This is a genomic window from Methylomarinum vadi (genome assembly GCF_000733935.1).
In the GTDB taxonomy this organism is placed as follows: domain Bacteria; phylum Pseudomonadota; class Gammaproteobacteria; order Methylococcales; family Methylomonadaceae; genus Methylomarinum; species Methylomarinum vadi.
This window is the reverse complement of the sequence record NZ_JPON01000001.1, coordinates 1,528,446-1,546,749: the sequence shown is the minus strand read 5'-3', so window position 1 is coordinate 1,546,749 and position 18,304 is coordinate 1,528,446. Positions and strand designations below refer to the sequence as shown.

Genomic DNA, 18,304 nt, shown 5'->3' with positions numbered 1-18,304 from the left:
AGCGCGATATCTCAGTTCAACAAGGGGTAATAATTATGAAAAAAACAAAAGCCCTGTTCGCAAATTCAGTATCTTTTTTCTCTCTGGCATTCGTCTTCTCGGTATTGTTTGTCCCGGATTGCGGAGCGCATGAACGCTGGGTTTTGACGCCGGAACAAATCGCACAGTGGAACGCATTGCCAAAACCGTCGTTTTATACCGAGCTCTCGTTTGGAAATGTTACGATGGTCGCGATGTTTCTGTTATTCATCTTCGGATGGATAAGGCTGGGGTTCACTGGCGCTCGCGAATTGTTTCCGGATCTCCAGGCTCGACTCGCTTCGTACGGCGAACATGTACCTCGGATCCTTCGGGTCTGTTTGGCTTGGATGCTGATATCCTCGGCCTTTGGCGTCGAACCGCGCACCGGCGTGGAACCGTTTACTTCGCCGACCTTATTCGTTCCCGACCTCGAAATACGGCTATTGGGGTCGGGTTGGGCATGGTTACGTTGGCTGGAATTCCTGCTAGGATTGGCGATTCTGTTCGGCGTTTACGTTCGCTTTTGCGCGGTAGTGCTGATGGCTTTGGGCTTGTTGGCCGGCATGCTATTCGGCCTGGATTTCCTAGCCTACGGCGGGGCATTGCTCGGCACTTCGATTTACTTGCTGATGCAAGGCCCGGGAAGACATTATCTCCCTCTCCCCACGCCGGCTCCTCTGCTCGGCATTCAGTCGTGGCTCGCGGCCCAGCCCAGAGCCAGGGCGCAATTCATCATGCGGGTTTTGACAGGTTTAACGATGCTTTACTTGGGGATTGCCTTCAAGATCATGCAGCCCAATCTATCGGTGGCCATCATCAAACTTTACCAAGTTCCGATACTGTCTTCAGCGCCTGAAGGCTTTTCGTTGTTTATGGCCTTGGTCGAAGTATCCGCCGGCTTATTGATGATTGCGGGCATTCTGCTGCGCCCCTTATCGTTGTTTATGTTGGGGGCGTTTTTATTTTTCGCCTCCTTGCTGCCTGAAACCCTGACCGCGCATATTTTATTCTATGGCGTCATGCTGTCCAGCTTCATCAATTCCGCAGGCCATTGGCGCAAGCCGGAGGCCAGGGACCAAGCGGCCGAAATCGTCATCGTTGGCGGAGGGTTTGCCGCGCTGCATGCCGCGATGAAAATAGAGCGACTGATCGGGGCCTACTCGAATGTCAACATTACCTTGCTGCACGACAATTCGAATTTCGTGCTTAAGCCGTTGTTGCCGGAAGTCATCGGCGGAACGGTGCAACCCGGCAACGTGGTCAATCCGATCCGGCGGGTCATTCCTCGGGTCAACGTCATCGTCGGACGCCTGGATTCGATCGACGACAACAACCGACAGGTGTTGGCCCGGCGTCCGAGCGGCGAACGAATTATGTTGGGATATAGCGAGTTGGTGCTCGCGCAAACGGCAAAACCGAACACGACCTCGATTCCGGGGATGTTATCACATGCGTATCCGATCGACTCGGTGGGCGATGCCTTACACCTCCGGAAGTGTCTGCTGGAACTGATCGAGCAGGCGGAATTCACCGAAGACGCCGACGAACGGGCGCGTTTTTTGAGCATTGCCATCATTGGGTCGGGCGAATTGGCTTGCAGCGTCTCAGCGGAGATTTGTCAAATGCTGCGCGCCATGGCGCCGTCCTATCCGGTACTGCGTGATTCAAATTGGCAGGTTCATCTTTACGAAGACCCGGAATACGTTTATGCCGATTTCGAACAGGAACACATGTCCGTGCGCGATGGCTGTCTGGAGAAAGCCGGTGTCACTCTGCACAAGGCGGAAAAAATCAACGCCGTTGCCGAGCAGGAAATCATCATGGCCGGCGGAAAACGCCGTGCAGCCGGACTGTTGATCAACGCCTGTTTCAGTATGCCGGTCGTGCGCTTGCAGGGAGCCGCCGCCTTAGTTAGGCCTTTCGCCGTCGACGACGACTTGAGCCTCGAAGCTCATCCGCACATTTGGCATGCTGCTCCGAAACTTCAAGGCGACGAACATCCCTTCATCTCTGCCGCCGACTGGGAGGCCTTGGGGGCCGCCGCAGGCTATAACGCCTGGGCTAAAACGCAAGGCTTCAATCCCCGTCCTTATCAGCGCCGCAATAGATTGATCAAACCTTACAGCATCGGCTTCAATTCGTTCTGTGATGTGAAAGCCTTTACCTTCAGAGGCAGAATCGCCTGGTTTTTGTCTAGACTCAGCCAACTTCTGGCCATGCCCGGATTGGAAAAAAACCTGCGCATCATGATCGATTGGGCCTTGGTGATCCCCTTTCGCAGCGATATTGCGGTGCTTACGCCAGCGCCGATGGCCCGCCTGCAAAAGATACGCTTTGAACAAGGCGACGAAATATTCCATCAAGGCGACGAGGCCGAAATGGCCTATGTGGTGGAATCCGGTCGGCTGGAAGTCATAAAGGATGAGCGCAAGGTGGCCGAACTGGGGCCGGGCGATTATTTCGGCGAAATTACCCAGACTTATCTCAATCGGCGGGCGGAAACCGTACGCTGCATTTCCGGCTGCGAATTGACCGTGTTGTCGCAAAACGATTTCAAGGTGTTGACCAAGGGCTCAGGGCTTTTGAGCAAGGCGCTTCAGCACCTGGCGACACAGGATCGCTCCGCCGGCGGTGGGCGAGAGCAGGGACTCAAGCGCATTATGTACGTCAGCACGATGCATGCCGCGTTCAGCGATGAAGAGATCGTTGAACTGGGGCGTAAATCCAGTCTGAACAATCAAAAACTGGGCTTAACCGGGGTACTGATTTCGGTTCACGAATATTTCTTTCAAATCCTCGAAGGCCAGCCCTCCGTCGTGGATACGTTGCTGGAAAAAATCCGCTCCGATACCCGTCACAGGGACTTGACGATTCTCAGCGCGGAGTATGGGCTCGAACAACGACTGTTCAGCGATTGGGGCATGCGCACGGTGTGTCTTAATGAAGAAAGCGGCGTCTTGCTGCAAGCAATACGGATGATGCTGCGCAATATCGCCCAATCTCACCATATCATCGGGCGCTATACTCAGCCCGCCGTGCTCAAACTGCTTACCGAGGGCACGAACCCCTTGACCGTGCCGGTAAAATGCACCGAAAAACTGGTATTGTTTGGGAACATGCTGGGCTTTTCCGCCTTGTCGGATCGCTTTTCCGCCGAAGAGATTGCCGAAATCATCAACAGTTATTTGGAAACCTGCTCAAGCTGTATTATCGAGCACGGCGGACAAGTGGCCGAATATGTGGGTACCAGCCTGATCGCCTATTTTCCGTTCAACCAGGCGGATGCGGCGATTTCGTCCTGCCTCGACGCCTTGCGCGGTCTGAAGGCGTTGCGCGACCAGGACAACCCGCTGTATCACTCCGTCTATGGCGGCTTCGGACTTGCCGCAGGCGCGGTGATCGAAGGCAATATTGGCTCATCGGTCAAAATGGACTATACAATTCTGGGCGAAACCATCAATCAGGCTTCTCAATTACAGGCATTGGGACGTAACGCCGGCAAGGCCATCGCACTGAGCGAATCGGTGCAGCAAAGCGCACAGAGTGCTTGGAAGTTTCAGAGATTGTCCGAAACCGCGCTTTTCAAAGAAGGGGAAGAAAAACAACCTGTCTATACGATTGAAGATCGCTTGGTCATCGAAGGCATGCCCAGGTAGATGCACAAGTTCGGCGGTACGTAGGCAAAGGCTGTTTATATAAACCAATCGAGGCATCGACCTGTATGACTTGATCATGTTGGACAAGCTCGCGCTTCGTCAATCTATGCGGCAGCGTGTTTCCGCTAAGCGTAAGCCAACGCCTCGTTGGCTTCGTTAAAGTCATAATCGGTTTTCAGGCAGTGGTCCAGCCATTTTTGCAAAAAATAATTCAAGCGCCATTTATAGTCCCTGATTTCGACGCTTTGCGAGGGGCAGCGATAAACCTTGGAGACGTCGTGGCGGGCATGGTCTCTCAAGACTTCGGCTAATTGCGCGTCGAGATAGAGGCGGATTTTGACCGCCGGCTCCATGAATTCCACCAATTGCTGGTTGAAACAATGGCTTAGTTCGATGGTCATGGTGTAGGCGCTGCGTTCCAGTACTTTCAAATACAACGCCGGCTTGTGTTCGGTATAGCCTATCGCCCGATGGCGAAAATTTTCCAAGTCGGGAATCAAGCGGAACAGCTTTTGAAAATTGGATTCGCATAGCTTTTCCAGGCATAGCGAGGTATTGACAGGGTGTACCAGACTCATCTTAGTTTTCCCGGTAACAAGCGCTGGCGCTGGCCGTTTCCCACAACGCCACTTGATCGACATCGTAACCTTCGGCCTGCAAATGTCGATAAATCATCTTGCTCAACACTTCGGCGGTTGGATGTTCGTCCAGGGTCATGAAGCGTTCGTTATTGGCGATCAATGCCGGAATGATGGGATCGTCCTTGTGCAACAGGAAATTGTGATCCAGGTGCGCATCGATATATCTTTCCACGCTTTCTTTAATGTCGGAGAAATCACAAACCATGGCTTGCTCGTTCAGTTGCTCCTGTTTGATGGATATGGATGCCTTGACGCTGTGTCCATGCAGGTTCCGGCATTTGCCGGGGTGGTTCATTAATCGGTGGCCGTAACAAAAATAAACTTCTTTGGTGATGATATACATAATTAATACGTGTCCCCATAAGCCGCAAGACCGGGGAATACCGTTCAGTTCCCCTTAATGCTTTCAATAGTGGCGGCGATGTCGTAGCCGTCGTGTTCGTTTTCCGTGCAACGCACGACTTCGATGTAGGCCGTCATCGGCGGGGTCACATTGCTTTTCGGACTGATGCAGACTTCCAATGCGACACCGGGATTGAAGGGCGTATCGGAGACAAACGATAACCCGGCGCCACTGATGGATGTGCAGCGGCCCGTATGGACTTCATCGGAACCGGCCGGTTTATAGGTGATGTCACAGTCAACTTCCATCCGGATATAATTGCGTTTTTCATCATATTCCAGCATCTGTTTCCCCTGGCATTATGCCTTTATTGAACTAGCTAAAATTCATTATGTGCAGAGTTTACTATAAAAAGCGCCTAAATAGTTGGGCAAATGTAAGTTGGCAATTTATTGCGTTGCAATAATAAGATAGGCCGTGAAATGCTGGCTATTACTAGCGATTTGTGTAATATTTCTCAGATTTTAATGAACATACTGGGAACCGGTTTGGCGTCGAGACGACTATAACGCGTATTGAATCGGTTCTTGCAACAATCAGGAAAAGTTAAATGAGCAAGTCAATTGTCCTTACCGGCATCACCACTACAGGAACCCCTCATTTAGGCAATTACGCAGGCGCTATCCGGCCGGCGATCGCCGCCAGTAAAGACGACGATGTGCGGCCATTTTATTTTCTGGCCGATTATCATGCCTTGATCAAATGCAACGAACCGGAGCGGGTCAAGCAATCCAGCCGCGAAATCGCCGCGACTTGGCTGGCGCTGGGCCTGGATACCTCCAACGCCGTGTTTTATCGCCAATCCGACGTGCCGGAAATTCTGGAATTGACCTGGATGCTGACTTGCGTGACCGCCAAAGGCCTGATGAACCGGGCGCATGCTTATAAGGCCGCGGTCGCGGAAAACGAGGAAGCGGGCGGCGGCGACCCGGACAAAGGTATCACGATGGGGCTGTTCAGTTATCCGATTCTGATGGCGGCCGATATCTTAATGTTCAATGCCCACAAGGTGCCGGTCGGCAAGGACCAGATCCAACACATCGAAATGGCGCGGGACATTGCCGGCCGTTTCAATCATCTTTATGGCGAACATTTCGTCCTGCCGGAAGCGGTCGTCGATGACAACGCCGCGACCTTGCTGGGCCTGGACGGCCGTAAGATGAGTAAAAGCTACAATAACACCATTCCGCTGTTCGAGACTGAAAAGAAACTGCGTAAATTGATCAACAAGATCAAAACCAATTCCCTGGAGCCCGGAGAGCCGAAAGACCCAAACGGTTGCACTTTGTTCGCGATTTATCAGGCGTTCTCCAATCAACACGAGGTCGAGGAAATTCGCCAGCGTTATGCCGAAGGCATCGGCTGGGGCGAGATGAAGAAGATTTTGTTCGAAAAAATCAACGATGAAATCGCACCGGCCCGCGAGCGTTACGAGGCCTTGTTGCAGGCGCCCGAGCACATCGAAGAGCAATTGCAGGAGGGCGCGAAAAAAGCTCGCGAAATCAGCGTGCCGTTCATTGCAACACTGCGCGAAACGGTCGGTATCAGCAAGATTACGCTGTGAAGAAAATAACCTTTAGCGGCTGGCTGCTGCAGGCATTTGCATTGGCCAATAAAAAACCGGTGCTGTGGCTGGGCTGGGTCTTGGCTTTTGCCGTGTTGTTGGGGTTGGGGCGTATTTCTCTGCTTTTGGCCATCGTGGCTTCGGTCACTAGTTTGTTTCTTGGCATCGGCCTCGTCACGGCGATCGATCGGGACGAGTCGGTGGATATGCGCGCGGTCGGCAAGCGGCATTTGCCGACCGCGTTGACGCTGGCCCTTATCATCGCGTTGTGTTGGTTTGTTTTTCGCGTGGCGGCCAATATCCATGCCGGGGAGAGCGAAAAAATTCTGCAGTTTTTCTTCCATTGGGAACTGACGCCTGAGAATCTGTCCGGAAAAACCTTGCGTGAGTTGATCGTGTGGTTGTATTCGGCCGGCATTGTCGCGTTACTGTTCGTGCTGTTGATGCTGGGCAGTTTCGGCAGCTGGTTCAGTTATCCGCTGATGGTATTCGAACATCATAGTTGGAGCGAAGCCAGAGAGCGCGGCCGGCAGGCGTTCAATCAGCACACCTCCGTCATGTACAAGCTCGGCGCCTTCGTGATGTTGAGCGCCTTGGTCGGCATGGGCCTGGTGCCGTTGCTGACTCCTTTGTTTTATATGCTGGTGGCAACATTGATGTACGTTTCCTATCGCGACATTTTCGTTCATGCGCATTAACGCTTATCTAAACGTGTAGGGCGCTGACGACAGAAAGCGCATCAACTATTAGAAGGCGCAAAAGACCTAATTCAGCGCCTCGAAATAAACCATGATGCGCTTCACCATGCTTTACGCATTCTATTTTTTCCAATCAATAGACATTATTTACTCTATGAATGATTTTATCCCCGGCCAACGGTGGATCAGTAATACCGAATCGGAATTGGGCTTGGGCCTGATTTTGGAAGTGCAATTCAACCGGGTCAGCGTATTGTTTTTGGCGACCGGCGATAAGCGCGTCTACGCCAAGGACAATGCGCCGTTGACGCGGGTCAAGTTTACCGTCGGCGACGTGATCGAATCGACCGATGATGTTCGCCTGACGGTGCGGGAATTGCAGGAAAAAAATGGCTTGATTACTTATCTGGGGATCGACGAAAGCGGTCAGGCCAGGCAATTGAATGAAATGGAACTGAATCATCATATTCAATTCAACAAGCCGCAGGACCGCTTGTTCACCGGCCAGTTCGATCCTACCGGTTGGTTCTTGTTGCGCCACGAAACCTGGTTGCGGCAGCGGCAATTTCAGCAATCCGACGTGAAGGGACTGCAGGGCGCCCGCATCGCCTTGATACCGCACCAGCTTTATATTGCCCATGAAGCGGCTAAGCGCATCGCGCCCCGAATCATGCTGGCCGACGAGGTGGGCCTGGGAAAAACTATCGAGGCCGGGTTGATTCTGCACCACCGCTTGCTGAATGGGTTGAGCCGGCGAGTATTGGTGATCGTTCCGGACAGCCTGGTGCATCAATGGCTGGTGGAAATGCTGCGCCGCTTCAATCTGCGTTTCAGCATCTTCGACGAGGAGCGCTGTGTCGAAAGCCATGAAGCCAATCCGTTCATGACCGAACAATGGGTGTTGTGTAGTCAGGGCTTTTTCGCAAATAATCCACACCGCCAAGAACAAGCCTTGGCGGCCGATTGGGACATCGTCGTGGTCGACGAGGCGCATCACCTGGAATGGAGCGAAGAGGCGCCGAGTCCGGAATACCTGTTCGTCGAGCAACTGGCGAACAGTGTACCGGGACTGGTGTTGTTGACCGCCACGCCGGAGCAGCTGGGCAAGGAAAGTCATTTCGCCCGATTGCGCCTGCTCGACCCCGACCGTTTCTACAGTTTCGAACGCTTCCTGGAGGAGGAACGGCAGTTCGAGCCGGTGGCCGAGGTCGCCAATCTGTTGATCGGAGGCCAGGAGCTGAGTGATGGCGACCGGCAAAAACTGAAGGACTTGCTGCAGCAGGATCATGTCGAAACGCTGTTGGGCAAAGTCAATGACGCCGACCACGGTGCCGCGGTACGCGAGGAACTGATCACGCTGTTGCTTGACCATCACGGCACCGGACGCATCCTGTTCCGCAATTCGCGCCATACCGTCAAAGGCTTTCCCGATCGCCAACGCCATGCCTATCCGCTGCAGGGCGAGGCGCAAACGGACGATCTGCAACGCGATCCGTATTTCGTTTGGTTGGTCGCCAAAGTGAAGGAATTGGGCGGGGAGAAGGCGCTGTTGATCTGCCGGCAGGCGGAGACGGTGATCAAGCTGGAGCAGTTGCTGAAAAACCGGCACGGCATCGCCGCGGCGATTTTCCACGAAGGTATGAGCATCGTCGAACGCGACCGCGCCGCCGCCTATTTTGCCGACGAGGAGAGCAGCGCCCAGTTGTTGATCTGCTCCGAGATCGGCAGCGAGGGCCGTAACTTCCAGTTTCTGCATCATCTGATTTTGTTCGATCTGCCGGACAATCCGGATTTATTGCAGCAACGTATCGGCCGATTGGACCGGATCGGCCAGAAACAGGTGATACAGCTGCATATTCCGTATCTGGAGAACAGTCGTCAGCAGGTTTTGTTCCGTTGGTACGACGAAGGCTTGAATGCCTTTCGCCATAACTGTGCCGGCGCTGCTCAGGTGGTGGAGTTGCTGGGAGATGAATTCGATCGCGCCTTGAACAGTCGCGAACCCGGCTTGATCGATGATTTCATAGCCAAGACGCAGCGCTTGAATGCCCAAATCGAGGAGGAATTTCAGCACGGCCGCGACCAATTGTTGGAACTGAATTCTTGCAAGCCCGAAGAGGCGGCGCAATTGATCGAGCTGGTGGCGAACCGGGAACAGGACGGTAGCTTGTGGAATTATATGGAGGCTGTGTTCGATTGTTATGGCGTGGACGTGGAGTTCCATTCCCGGGACTGCCATATTCTGTGGCCGAGCGAAAGCCTGCGCATCGCTCATTTTCCGATGCTGCAGGATGACGGCCTGACCGTCACGGTGGACCGCGATATCGCCTTGGCGCGCGAGGATATGCAGTTTTTGACCGACGAGCACCCGATGGTGACGGCGGCGATGGATTTGGTGTTGTCCAGCGAAACCGGCAACGCCGCGGTCAGCGTAATCAAACATCCGCAATTGAAGTCGGCGCAATTTCTGCTGGAAATGTTGTTCGTGGTGGAATGCAGCGCGCCGGCCGAGCTGCAAATCGGCCGCTTTTTACCGCCTACGCCGATCCGAGTGTTGATTGACCAGAATAAAAAGGATTTGACCGCCGCGATCAGCCATCAAAGCATGATTGAAACCGGCGATAAATTCGACAAGGCGCAGATTAGTTCGTTTCTGAACAGTCAGCGCCAGCACCTGCTCGACATGATCAAGATCGCCGAGCAGGACGCTCGGCAACAGATGCAACATTTGCTTGCCGATGCCGACCGGCAAATGCTCGCGGCGATGACCGGCGAGATCAAGCGTTTGGTACGTTTGAAAAAGATCAACCCGGGTATCCGCGAACAGGAAATCGAGCAATTGAAGGAAATGACGTTGCTGGCGCACGAGAATATTCAGGCAGCGCAACTGAAACTGGATGCGGTGCGTTTCATTATCACCAATTAAACAAGTTGTTGCCGGATTTCGCTTTGCTTCATCCGGTCTACGTATTGATTCGCCGGATGTGCCGACGTTAGGAGGCGCATCTTTCCATGACTTTCCAACCTTAATATGATGTCATTTAGCCAATTAGAATTATCCGAACCTCTGTTGCAAGCGATTGCCGAACAGGGCTATGAAAAACCGACGCCGGTGCAGCAGCAGGCCATTCCGGTCATTTTGCAGGGGCGCGATATTTTGGCCGGCGCGCAAACCGGTACCGGCAAGACCGCCGGCTTCACCTTGCCGTTGCTGCAATTGTTGCTGAATCAGCCAAAGCCACGCAAGCCGCATCCAGTGCGGGCCTTGATCCTGACGCCGACCCGAGAGCTGGCGATGCAGGTTTACGAAAGCGTCAGAACCTACGGCAAGCATGTGCCGTTATTTGCCGAGGTGGTGTTCGGCGGCGTCAATATCAATCAGCAGATTCGTCGTCTGCAGCGAGGCGCCGACATTCTGGTCGCGACGCCAGGACGATTGTTGGATCTGCTCTATCAAAAACAGGTCGATCTGAGCCAGGTGCAGTTTCTGGTGCTCGACGAAGCCGATCGCATGCTGGATATGGGTTTCATCAAGGACATCCGCAAAATCATCGACATTCTGCCGGAGCGGCGCCAGAATCTATTGTTTTCCGCCACTTATTCCAAAGAAATAAAGCTATTGGCCGAGCAATTGCTGCATGACCCGGTCGAAGTCGCCGTCGCCAGAGAAAATGCCGCGGCAGATAGTGTGAGTCAGCGGGTTTATGCGATCAAGAAGGAATACAAGCGCGAACTGCTGTCCTGGCTGATCGGCCATAACAATTGGCAACAGGTATTGGTGTTCGTCAGGACCAAGCACGGCGCCGACCGTTTGTGCCGGCAACTGATCAAGGACGGCATCCGTTGCAGCGCCTTGCACGGCGATAAAAGTCAGGGCGCCCGTAACCGGGCGCTGCAGGCCTTTAAAAACAACGACATCACCGCCTTAATCGCCACCGACATTGCCGCCCGCGGCCTGGACATCGAGCAGTTGCCTCATGTGGTCAATTTCGACCTGCCCGCGGTCGCCGAGGATTATGTTCACCGCATCGGCCGTACCGGCAGGGCGGGCGCCGAGGGCGAGGCGATTTCGTTGGTAGCGCCGGAGGAGGCGCATTTACTGTTCGCGGTCGAGAAGATGTTGGACAAACGGATTCCCCGGGTTGCTGATACCGGCTACGAGCCCGTTGCGCTGGAACCGCAGAAGACAGCCAGGCCCAAAGCACCTCAAGGCAAAGCCGGTCCGGCAGGCACCAAGGAAAATAAAGGTCGTAGCGGCAGAAGACAAAGCAGGAACAAGACTCCCCAAGCGGCCACGGCCGCCCCTGCTAAGGCCAAGAGGACGCGTCGCCCGCGACAGCCTAATAAGGCATGAGGAAAATGAGGGACGGTCAGCCGCCGATCAGCCCTGATGTTGGTCATGCAAGGCTTAATCCGGTCCACGTATGTTCATAGTCTTCGCCAGTAGAAGAGTTTGCTGTTTGGATAGTCGAACAAACCGCCACTGTTATTGCTTTGGAAACATTCGGGTAGAATAAAGCTCTAATTTATAGTCAGCGCACTTCAAAATTCGGCACATTGATATCTTCTCTCACCGGGAGAAGGTTGGATGAGGGCTTACCAAAACCGAATTTTGAAGTGCGAACAGTATATTCTTTTCATTGCAACTCAAATCACCTTGTTTAAATTTCTGCCCGGCATCGTCTTGATCCAGCTCATCACCGGCTTCATGGTCGTGGCCGCGTTCAATTGGTCGCGGGATGTGCAGTTGGTCGTCGTGATCGTTTTGTTTTGCCTGATCGTCGGTTTGTTGGCGGCGTTCTGGTTCGCCTATATCGCCCGCGATATGTACAAGAACGAACTGCAGCAAATGCATGAACGGCATGCCCAGGAGCGGGAAAAGCTCCTGCTCAAGGCGGAACGGGAAAAGGCCGGCATCGCCGAAGAACAATCGAAGTTGCAGGAACGGCACGCTCGCGAGCGGGAAAGAATTCTGCTAGAGGCCGAGCGGGAAAAAGCCCATGTCGTGACGGAAAGTTATCGGCAATTGGAAAAAGAAATTAGAAAGGCGCATGCCAGGGCCAACTTTAAGGTCGGCGCGGCCTTTACCCTGGCTGCCGCGGCCGGCGGCGTCATGGTTTTCAGCCAGCTTGTGACCGTCGGCATGATGGTGTTGGTCGCCTCCGGCAGCGGCCTAGCCGGCTATCTGGCGCGAGCCAGGCATGAGCGTTTGTCGCGTAAAAAACGCATGTCCGCCGATGAATACCGGTTGTTGGAGAAACAGACAGGTTTTTTGCCGAACTCGGATAACAACTCGCGTTTGTCCGATTAGCTGGGCATAATCGGAGGCATATCTAAAAATTCAAAATAAAGTCGGTCGATAGCAGCAATTGCCGCTTACTGGTGCCGCTGTCGAACGCTTTCCAACCGTCGCTGATGTCGTAGCGGATGCTTGGACGAACGGTTATCCATGCCTTCGGTTTCCAATTGGCGCCAAACGTCGCCGCGTAATAATGGGCCGCGTGGCCAAACTCAACGGGCTGGCGGGCCGGAAAGCCCACCCGTTCACCGTCATCATCGCGAAACCATTCCAAGCGTATACCCAGTCCTAAGTCATCGCGGATATCGTAATTCAGATTGCCCAATACGCTGTACCATTCGGCTTTATGGCTAGCGGAGGTTCGATCGAGCCAGCCGTAATCGTGTTGCAAGGTAAGATGCCAATTTTCAGCTAAATCTTGCTTAATCACGATGCTGTAGAGATTGACATCCGCTTCCTCGCTGTCAGTTAAACTGCCATGGGTGCCGGTCATCGCGATAGAGGTGTCGGTTTGCGGCAGCGACAGGTTGACTCCCCCCACGAACCCCCAGTTATCCAAATGATGTTGAAAGCTGCCGTCCCAGCCGGCAAACGGACTACCGGTTACCGCACCGGCTGTCAGGTCTATGTGGTCGCTCAGTTGATAACGAAGCAGCAGTCCGGTGTGAGAGAAGGGTTCGGCGAATTGCATCGTGTAAGAGCGGGAGTAAAAAAAGTTATCCGGCGCGGTGACGGTTTCGTTCCCGACCACCGTGTAGAATTCGCCGATTTGAATATGCAAGCCATGGCCGATGGGAGCAAAAATATCCAGATAAGCTTGCGGAAAGGCAATGCCGTAAATGCGTTGGTGCAGTATATGCGAGTCCCAATGGTCGCTGAGGTCGCCCATAGAGCGGGTATAAAAGGCATCGCTGCCGAAAATAAAGTCTAGCCTACCACCCAAGCCCCACTGTTCGAGCTTGTTTTCGGGATCACGTTCTACATAGAGATAAAGCTGATTTAATTGAAATTCGTTGGCGCGATCGGAAAAGCCTACCGGGCCGTTGAAATTATCGTTGGGGTCATCGGGATTGTAAGCAACCCCGGCATTAAGCCAGCCGTCTATGGTTAACCCTTGGTTTTGGTTGAGATCCGAGCGAGTGGCGGCAAAGCCTGGTAAAAAATCAAGCAATTCGCGCTGGTCTTCGAGGGCCATTGCTTTTCCTGCAAGACTTACTGACAGAATAAAGCTTAGGCCGATAATTGCCGACTTAATTGTTTTTGCGTTGCGTTGTCGGGTGCTCATGTCGATAAATGTTAATTCTTTATCGTAGGGAATAAGCTCAAGCGGCTTGTGTCTACACATATCGTTATTGCTCGCTGGCACATTGTTTGTTGCTTAAATACGCTTAAATTCGTAAAGATAATATCGATACGATACTAGTTTGGCAAGCAATAATCCTGTCCGGAAATTATCGTGATAAACGGATTTTTAACCGATGCGTTTTGGAGCGGTCGCTTATTGTTGCAAAATATGAAGAAGACGTCGCAGAGCAACGAGCTAGAGTGTGCATCGATAACAAAGGCGATTTTCTTAGGTTTACGATACCCGGAAGGGCTTTGTTTAAACAGTTGATCAGAAATTCATAAGGTCTGCGTCTTTTTATTGTTAATCAATGGCCACAAGTTTTTATGTTTGGAGGGAAGTTCTTTATGCCGCAAAGTTTGATCGATCATATCGTCATCACCGCGCCGACCCTGGAGACGGGAACGGAGTTCGTCCGGGAAAAGCTTGGCGTCGAGCCGCAAAACGGCGGAGAGCATCCCGCCATGGGAACCCATAACATGCTGTTGCGTTTAGGAGAGGCCCTTTATCTTGAAGTGATAGCGGTTAATCCCGACTCACCGGCTCCCGGAAGGCCGCGATGGTTCGGGCTTGACCATTGGGATTGTCGTACTGGCTCTGCCTTATCGGCGTGGGTGGTTCGCGTGTCGGACATACAAACCACGGCATCCGCGGCTAGCGAGTCGCTTGGGGAAATCAGACCGATGAGACGGGCCGACCTTAATTGGCTGATAACGATTCCCGCCGACGGAGTTTTGCCGCTGAACGGGGTTGCGCCTGCCCTGATCGAATGGCGCACAAATGAGTTGCCAGCCGCCAGGCTGCGGGATTTGGGTCTCTCCTTGCTGAAACTGGAACTTTTTCATCCTGAGCCGGCACGAGTCGAACGTTTGTTGGCTACACTAGAACTCGAAGGGTCGTTCTCGGTGGGTAAGGATGAGCGTCCTCACCTGCGTGCGCTTATCGATACGCCTCTCGGTGTTCGCGAATTATAAAAAGAACGGCTAAGGCGATTAGATGGGTGGTAATCGGTATCGGAGGAAGCGGTCATGCGTGGTGCTGCGCAAAGAAAATCACAAAGAAATAGTTTGTTCAACAAACGGTAACTTGCATTCTGATTGGCATTGATGCTTAATCCAAACGAGTCGAAACAGTTTTAACCGAGGTTCACGGCAGTGGTTTTGACATAGTAACCTTTTGACTTTAATTGGCGAGTGATAGGCATTGGGATGCCGCATGACTGTCAATAAATTTACCGATTGCCGCGATAAAGGGTATTTATGGGGCGATATTTCAGGTAAGCGGGCGGTACCGCGATGTGCCGGTATTTTCAATGACGAAAAATCATAGCAAATGAGAAGGACCGTAAAATCTGTTTTCCGGCTTCGATCGAAGAAGCAACAAAGGGATGAATGTTTCCGGATGCAAACTTTTATAGACTATAGAGGAAATCATGAGAAAAGTAATTATCAGCCGTTATTTTAGTATTTTGGTTCTTTCCGTCATCTCGACTTCGGCCCTTGCCCATACCGGCATTGCCTCGATCCACGGATTTACCGACGGCTTGGTGCATCCGTGGCTCGGCATGGATCATTTGTTGGTGATGGTGGTGATTGGCCTGTGGGCGGCGAAGTCGGGCGGACGAACCTTTTGGTTATTGCCGGGGGCCTTCTTGTCCGCAATGGTTGCGGGCGCCTGGTTGAGTTTTGCCGGCATCGCGGTGTCCGGCGCGGAAACTTGGGTGGCATTTTCGGTGCTGGCCCTCGGCCTTTTGTTAACCCTGAACAAACGCTTGCCGACAGTTTTGGCAACCGGTTTGGTCGCGGCCTTCGCTTTAGGCCATGGCTATGTCCATGCCGCCGAGATCGGTGCCGAAGCCGATGCCATGACGTATGCCTTGGGATTTTTAACCGCGACGGCGGTATTGCATGCGCTGGGGATGGTGAGCGTTTTTACCGGTCCCCTGGTCGGAAAGACCATCAGGGCCGTTTTCACGGTTATGTGCACCTTGGTCGGCACGGCTTTGTTGATTGGCGTTTAAACGACCGGTTCTTCAACGATTCGGCCTTGAGCGACAGATGGTCGATCAAGGCCGGGCTCTTCGAAGACTGCCTGTTAGGCTGCGAGCGGCTCTTTGCGGCATAAAATCACTCACTTCTCATTAATCGTTATGAACTCCATAGTGTTATAAAGGCGTCAGTCGCGCCGTTTCAATCGATTTTTACCGATTCAGGTCAATCTTTTTTTCTTGCCCATAATCGAATCTCCCGTTGTCACTTGCTCGACACAAGCGGAAATAAGTCTGTTTCAAACTTGACGGATACGCCATGATGTCGGCATAGTTCGTCAAGGCAAGTTCCGGTGAATGCTGCATGAAAATTGAACTGTTACGCAATCCTTTGGAAGCGCGCTTCGAGCAAGAGCGGAAGATTCTTTTGTTGGTTTCCGCCGTGGGCGTGGCCGTTGCCTGGGCGGGCTTTATACCCCAAGGTTTCGATGTGCTTGGCATTAAATCGGGCGAGATCGACCCCACCGGCTTTACCCGGATGCTGGCCTTGGCGGTCTTGTATTATTTGATTTCCTTTTGCGCCCATGCGGTCATGGATTGGAAGTCCTGGCAATGGCGCTTGATTCGACAGGAAGGCTCGCAGACATTTGAAACATTGGCGGAGCTGAATAACTCAATCGGTTCCTATATAAACGTTTTTGCGACGGCATTTACGGCATTCTTCACTAATAAAATCGTCTTCAGCAAAGTTATCTTCGATTTGTTGCTTCCCTTTATCGTCGGTTTGTACGCGCTGTTCGTGTTGTTCAGCTGGGAACCGCCGGCGGCCAAGATTATTTCGATTATCCATAAAAAACAGGCCGCTGCGAATAAACCGACCATCGTCTTCATCAATTCCGGAGCGACCTTTATCACGGACAAGGAGTCGGAAAGTATGGCGACGATCATCGTGCCTTTTGCAAAGGAAGCGGCATGCGACGCGCCTTCGACGACGGAATGGACCGGTACCAAAATCGACTCGCTGCATCGCTCGTTTTTGCTTCAACTCAGCAAGGATCTGTCGCAATGCGGCAGCGAAAACAAGCCGATACGCTTGCAAGTGCGCGGTTTCGCGAGTTCCTCGAAGGTAGTCGATTATGCTAAATGTAACAACGCCTCTTCCGACGAGGAGGCCAATTTATTCATCGCCGATGCCCGCCGCGATAATGTCATCCGCTACTTAAGCAAGAACCGGGGAAAATATTTGCGCATCGAAAGTTACGACTGGCAAGGAGATTACAAAAAAATGCAACGGCAGCGGCGTTATAGCGATCGCTTCATGAGCAGGGAATATTCAAAAGCGAGGGGGCAATTGAATCGCCGGGTCGAAATCGTGTTACTCGATGCCGGGGAATGCGACATCGCCAATCAATAGGATAATGTCACATACGGTTTTTATGCGGATCAAAAACGCCACTAAGTCTTGTTGTTTTAACGCGATAACGTGCGCTAAATAGGATGTGCCGACGTTAGGAGGCGCATCGGTCGGGTATAAAATGACGCCATGACCGACTGCCGCCGATTTTATATTCCGAAAGCCATCTGGTTTATTTAACTGTCAATCTTGCCGAGCGGAAACACAATCGTCTGTTAGTCGAAAAGATTAATTACGCGATGCCTTTAGATACGTATAGAAGCAAAAGCCCTTTCGAATAAATGTGATAGTCGTTATTCCCTAAATATTTGGGGTCAGAGTAACATTTATCTGTTATCATTGGCTTGTTGACTCGTAAATTAGGTGACGCAATGGCAAGATTAACTCGGGTTGCCCCTGTCGGCGTGCCTCAACATATCCTGCAGCGAGGAAATAACAGGCAGGTCTGCTTAAATATTTGGGGTCAGAGTAACATTTATCTGTTATCATTGGCTTGTTGACTCGTAAATTAGGTGACGCAATGGCAAGATTAACTCGGGTTGCCCCTGTCGGCGTGCCTCAACATATCCTGCAGCGAGGAAATAACAGGCAGGTCTGCTTTGCCAGTGAAGAAGACATGAAAGCGTATCTCAACTGGCTCAAAGAGTTGTCCCTGAAGCATCAGGTCGATGTGCATGCCTGGGTCTTGATGACAAATCATGTGCATCTGCTGTGTACCCCTTGGAAAGAGAATGCTATTAGCCGTATGATGCAATCCCTCGGACGCCTGTATGTTCGCTATTATAATCATGCCTACCAGCGTAGTGGCACGTTGTGGGAAGGTCGTTTCAAATCCTGTTTGGTGCAAAGTGAGCGGTATCTGCTGGAACTCTATCGCTATATCGAATTAAATCCGGTTCGAGCGGGTATGCTTGATGACCCCAGTGACTATAGCTGGTCGAGCTATGCGATCAACGCCTTGGGTGTGGAAAGTGAATTACAAACGCCGCATCCAGAATATTTGGCTTTAGGGAAATCGAAACATGAACGGTTGAGCAACTACCGTGATTTGTTTAAAGCGCAGGTCAGAACAGACCTATTAAATGAAATCAGGGAGAATATAAATAAAGGGCTGGCGCTGGGAAACGAGCGGTTCGCGAAACAAATAGAAGCCTTAACCAAGCAACGCGTTACGGCAAGAAAGCCGGGAAGGCCACGAAGTCGGAGCATTAATGAAGCATAAATGTTACTCTGACCCCGAATATTTGACCCCGAATATTTTTGTTCGAATATTTTT

At 52.3% G+C, this 18,304-nt stretch carries 14 protein-coding genes; 10 read left to right on the top strand and 4 right to left on the bottom strand.

Going from position 1 to position 18,304, the window contains the following annotated elements:
- The first annotated feature begins 35 nt into the window (after window positions 1–35).
- Window positions 36–3,677, top strand: coding sequence for a BLUF domain-containing protein (locus EP25_RS0107815; RefSeq protein ID WP_031433357.1), 3,642 nt, complete (start codon window positions 36–38; stop codon window positions 3,675–3,677).
- Window positions 3,678–3,802: 125 nt separating this feature from the next.
- Here EP25_RS0107815 and EP25_RS0107810 read toward each other — a convergent pair whose 3' ends face one another.
- The 3 genes from EP25_RS0107810 to EP25_RS0107800 are packed head-to-tail and all read right to left on the bottom strand — an operon-like array spanning window position 3,803 to window position 5,005.
- Entirely contained in the window at window positions 3,803–4,255 is a 453-nt protein-coding gene (locus EP25_RS0107810) for a DUF1249 domain-containing protein (protein WP_031433356.1), read from the bottom strand.
- 1 nt (window position 4,256) lies between these two features.
- Window positions 4,257–4,661, bottom strand: a complete 405-nt coding sequence (locus tag EP25_RS0107805; protein WP_031433355.1) for a 6-pyruvoyl trahydropterin synthase family protein — start codon at window positions 4,659–4,661, stop codon at window positions 4,257–4,259.
- Between the two features lie 44 nt (window positions 4,662–4,705).
- Window positions 4,706–5,005: a PilZ domain-containing protein gene (locus EP25_RS0107800; protein ID WP_031433354.1), complete on the bottom strand. Its 300-nt coding sequence runs from the start codon at window positions 5,003–5,005 to the stop codon at window positions 4,706–4,708.
- Window positions 5,006–5,271: 266 nt separating this feature from the next.
- Here EP25_RS0107800 and EP25_RS0107795 point away from each other — a divergent pair, with 266 nt between their 5' ends.
- From EP25_RS0107795 to EP25_RS0107775, 5 genes are all read left to right on the top strand, one after another.
- Window positions 5,272–6,285, top strand: a complete 1,014-nt coding sequence (locus tag EP25_RS0107795) for a tryptophan--tRNA ligase (RefSeq protein ID WP_031433353.1) — start codon at window positions 5,272–5,274, stop codon at window positions 6,283–6,285.
- A complete protein-coding gene (locus EP25_RS0107790) occupies window positions 6,282–6,983 on the top strand; it encodes a hypothetical protein (RefSeq protein ID WP_031433352.1) in 702 nt (233 codons plus the stop codon). Before EP25_RS0107795 ends, EP25_RS0107790 begins: the two co-directional genes overlap by 4 nt.
- 154 nt (window positions 6,984–7,137) lie before the next feature.
- Window positions 7,138–9,909, top strand: a complete 2,772-nt coding sequence (rapA, locus tag EP25_RS0107785) for an RNA polymerase-associated protein RapA (protein ID WP_031433351.1) — start codon at window positions 7,138–7,140, stop codon at window positions 9,907–9,909.
- A 108-nt stretch (window positions 9,910–10,017) separates the two neighbouring features.
- Window positions 10,018–11,337: a DEAD/DEAH box helicase gene (locus EP25_RS0107780; protein ID WP_031433350.1), complete on the top strand. Its 1,320-nt coding sequence runs from the start codon at window positions 10,018–10,020 to the stop codon at window positions 11,335–11,337.
- Window positions 11,338–11,640: 303 nt separating this feature from the next.
- The gene (locus tag EP25_RS0107775) at window positions 11,641–12,294 is read left to right on the top strand and encodes a hypothetical protein (RefSeq protein WP_152555613.1); all 654 of its coding nucleotides are present in this window, start codon (window positions 11,641–11,643) and stop codon (window positions 12,292–12,294) included.
- Between the two features lie 22 nt (window positions 12,295–12,316).
- On the opposite strand, the gene EP25_RS0107770 is transcribed toward EP25_RS0107775, so the two are convergent.
- On the bottom strand, window positions 12,317–13,477 hold the full coding sequence (locus tag EP25_RS0107770) for a porin (protein WP_051906485.1): 1,161 nt from the start codon (window positions 13,475–13,477) through the stop codon (window positions 12,317–12,319).
- Between the two features lie 497 nt (window positions 13,478–13,974).
- On the opposite strand from EP25_RS0107770, the gene EP25_RS0107765 reads away from it, so the two are divergent.
- The 4 genes from EP25_RS0107765 to EP25_RS0107740 all read left to right on the top strand — a co-directional run bounded on the left by EP25_RS0107765 (window position 13,975) and on the right by EP25_RS0107740 (window position 18,250).
- Window positions 13,975–14,601 carry a VOC family protein gene (locus EP25_RS0107765; protein WP_031433347.1) on the top strand — a complete coding sequence of 209 codons (627 nt, stop codon included), beginning with the start codon at window positions 13,975–13,977 and terminating at the stop codon, window positions 14,599–14,601.
- Between the two features lie 458 nt (window positions 14,602–15,059).
- Window positions 15,060–15,647, top strand: a complete 588-nt coding sequence (locus EP25_RS0107755) for a HupE/UreJ family protein (RefSeq protein ID WP_031433346.1) — start codon at window positions 15,060–15,062, stop codon at window positions 15,645–15,647.
- A gap of 331 nt (window positions 15,648–15,978) precedes the next feature.
- A complete protein-coding gene (locus EP25_RS0107745) occupies window positions 15,979–17,028 on the top strand; it encodes a hypothetical protein (protein WP_031433345.1) in 1,050 nt (349 codons plus the stop codon).
- A gap of 520 nt (window positions 17,029–17,548) precedes the next feature.
- On the top strand, window positions 17,549–18,250 hold the full coding sequence (locus EP25_RS0107740; protein ID WP_031433344.1) for a transposase: 702 nt from the start codon (window positions 17,549–17,551) through the stop codon (window positions 18,248–18,250).
- Window positions 18,251–18,304 lie beyond the last annotated feature (54 nt).

Bases quoted from the DNA above. Each gene is read 5' to 3' on its own strand.
- EP25_RS0107770 (WP_051906485.1), bottom strand. From the start codon at position 13,477: ATGGCCCTCGAAGACCAGCGCGAATTGCTTGATTTTTTACCAGGCTTT.
- EP25_RS0107795 (WP_031433353.1), top strand. From the start codon at position 5,272: ATGAGCAAGTCAATTGTCCTTACCGGCATCACCACTACAGGAACCCCT.
- rapA (WP_031433351.1), top strand. From the start codon at position 7,138: ATGAATGATTTTATCCCCGGCCAACGGTGGATCAGTAATACCGAATCG.
- EP25_RS0107740 (WP_031433344.1), top strand. From the start codon at position 17,549: ATGGCAAGATTAACTCGGGTTGCCCCTGTCGGCGTGCCTCAACATATC.
- EP25_RS0107780 (WP_031433350.1), top strand. From the start codon at position 10,018: ATGTCATTTAGCCAATTAGAATTATCCGAACCTCTGTTGCAAGCGATT.
- EP25_RS0107765 (WP_031433347.1), top strand. From the start codon at position 13,975: ATGCCGCAAAGTTTGATCGATCATATCGTCATCACCGCGCCGACCCTG.
- EP25_RS0107755 (WP_031433346.1), top strand. From the start codon at position 15,060: ATGAGAAAAGTAATTATCAGCCGTTATTTTAGTATTTTGGTTCTTTCC.
- EP25_RS0107805 (WP_031433355.1), bottom strand. From the start codon at position 4,661: ATGTATATCATCACCAAAGAAGTTTATTTTTGTTACGGCCACCGATTA.
- EP25_RS0107810 (WP_031433356.1), bottom strand. From the start codon at position 4,255: ATGAGTCTGGTACACCCTGTCAATACCTCGCTATGCCTGGAAAAGCTA.
- EP25_RS0107815 (WP_031433357.1), top strand. From the start codon at position 36: ATGAAAAAAACAAAAGCCCTGTTCGCAAATTCAGTATCTTTTTTCTCT.
- EP25_RS0107800 (WP_031433354.1), bottom strand. From the start codon at position 5,005: ATGCTGGAATATGATGAAAAACGCAATTATATCCGGATGGAAGTTGAC.
- EP25_RS0107745 (WP_031433345.1), top strand. From the start codon at position 15,979: ATGAAAATTGAACTGTTACGCAATCCTTTGGAAGCGCGCTTCGAGCAA.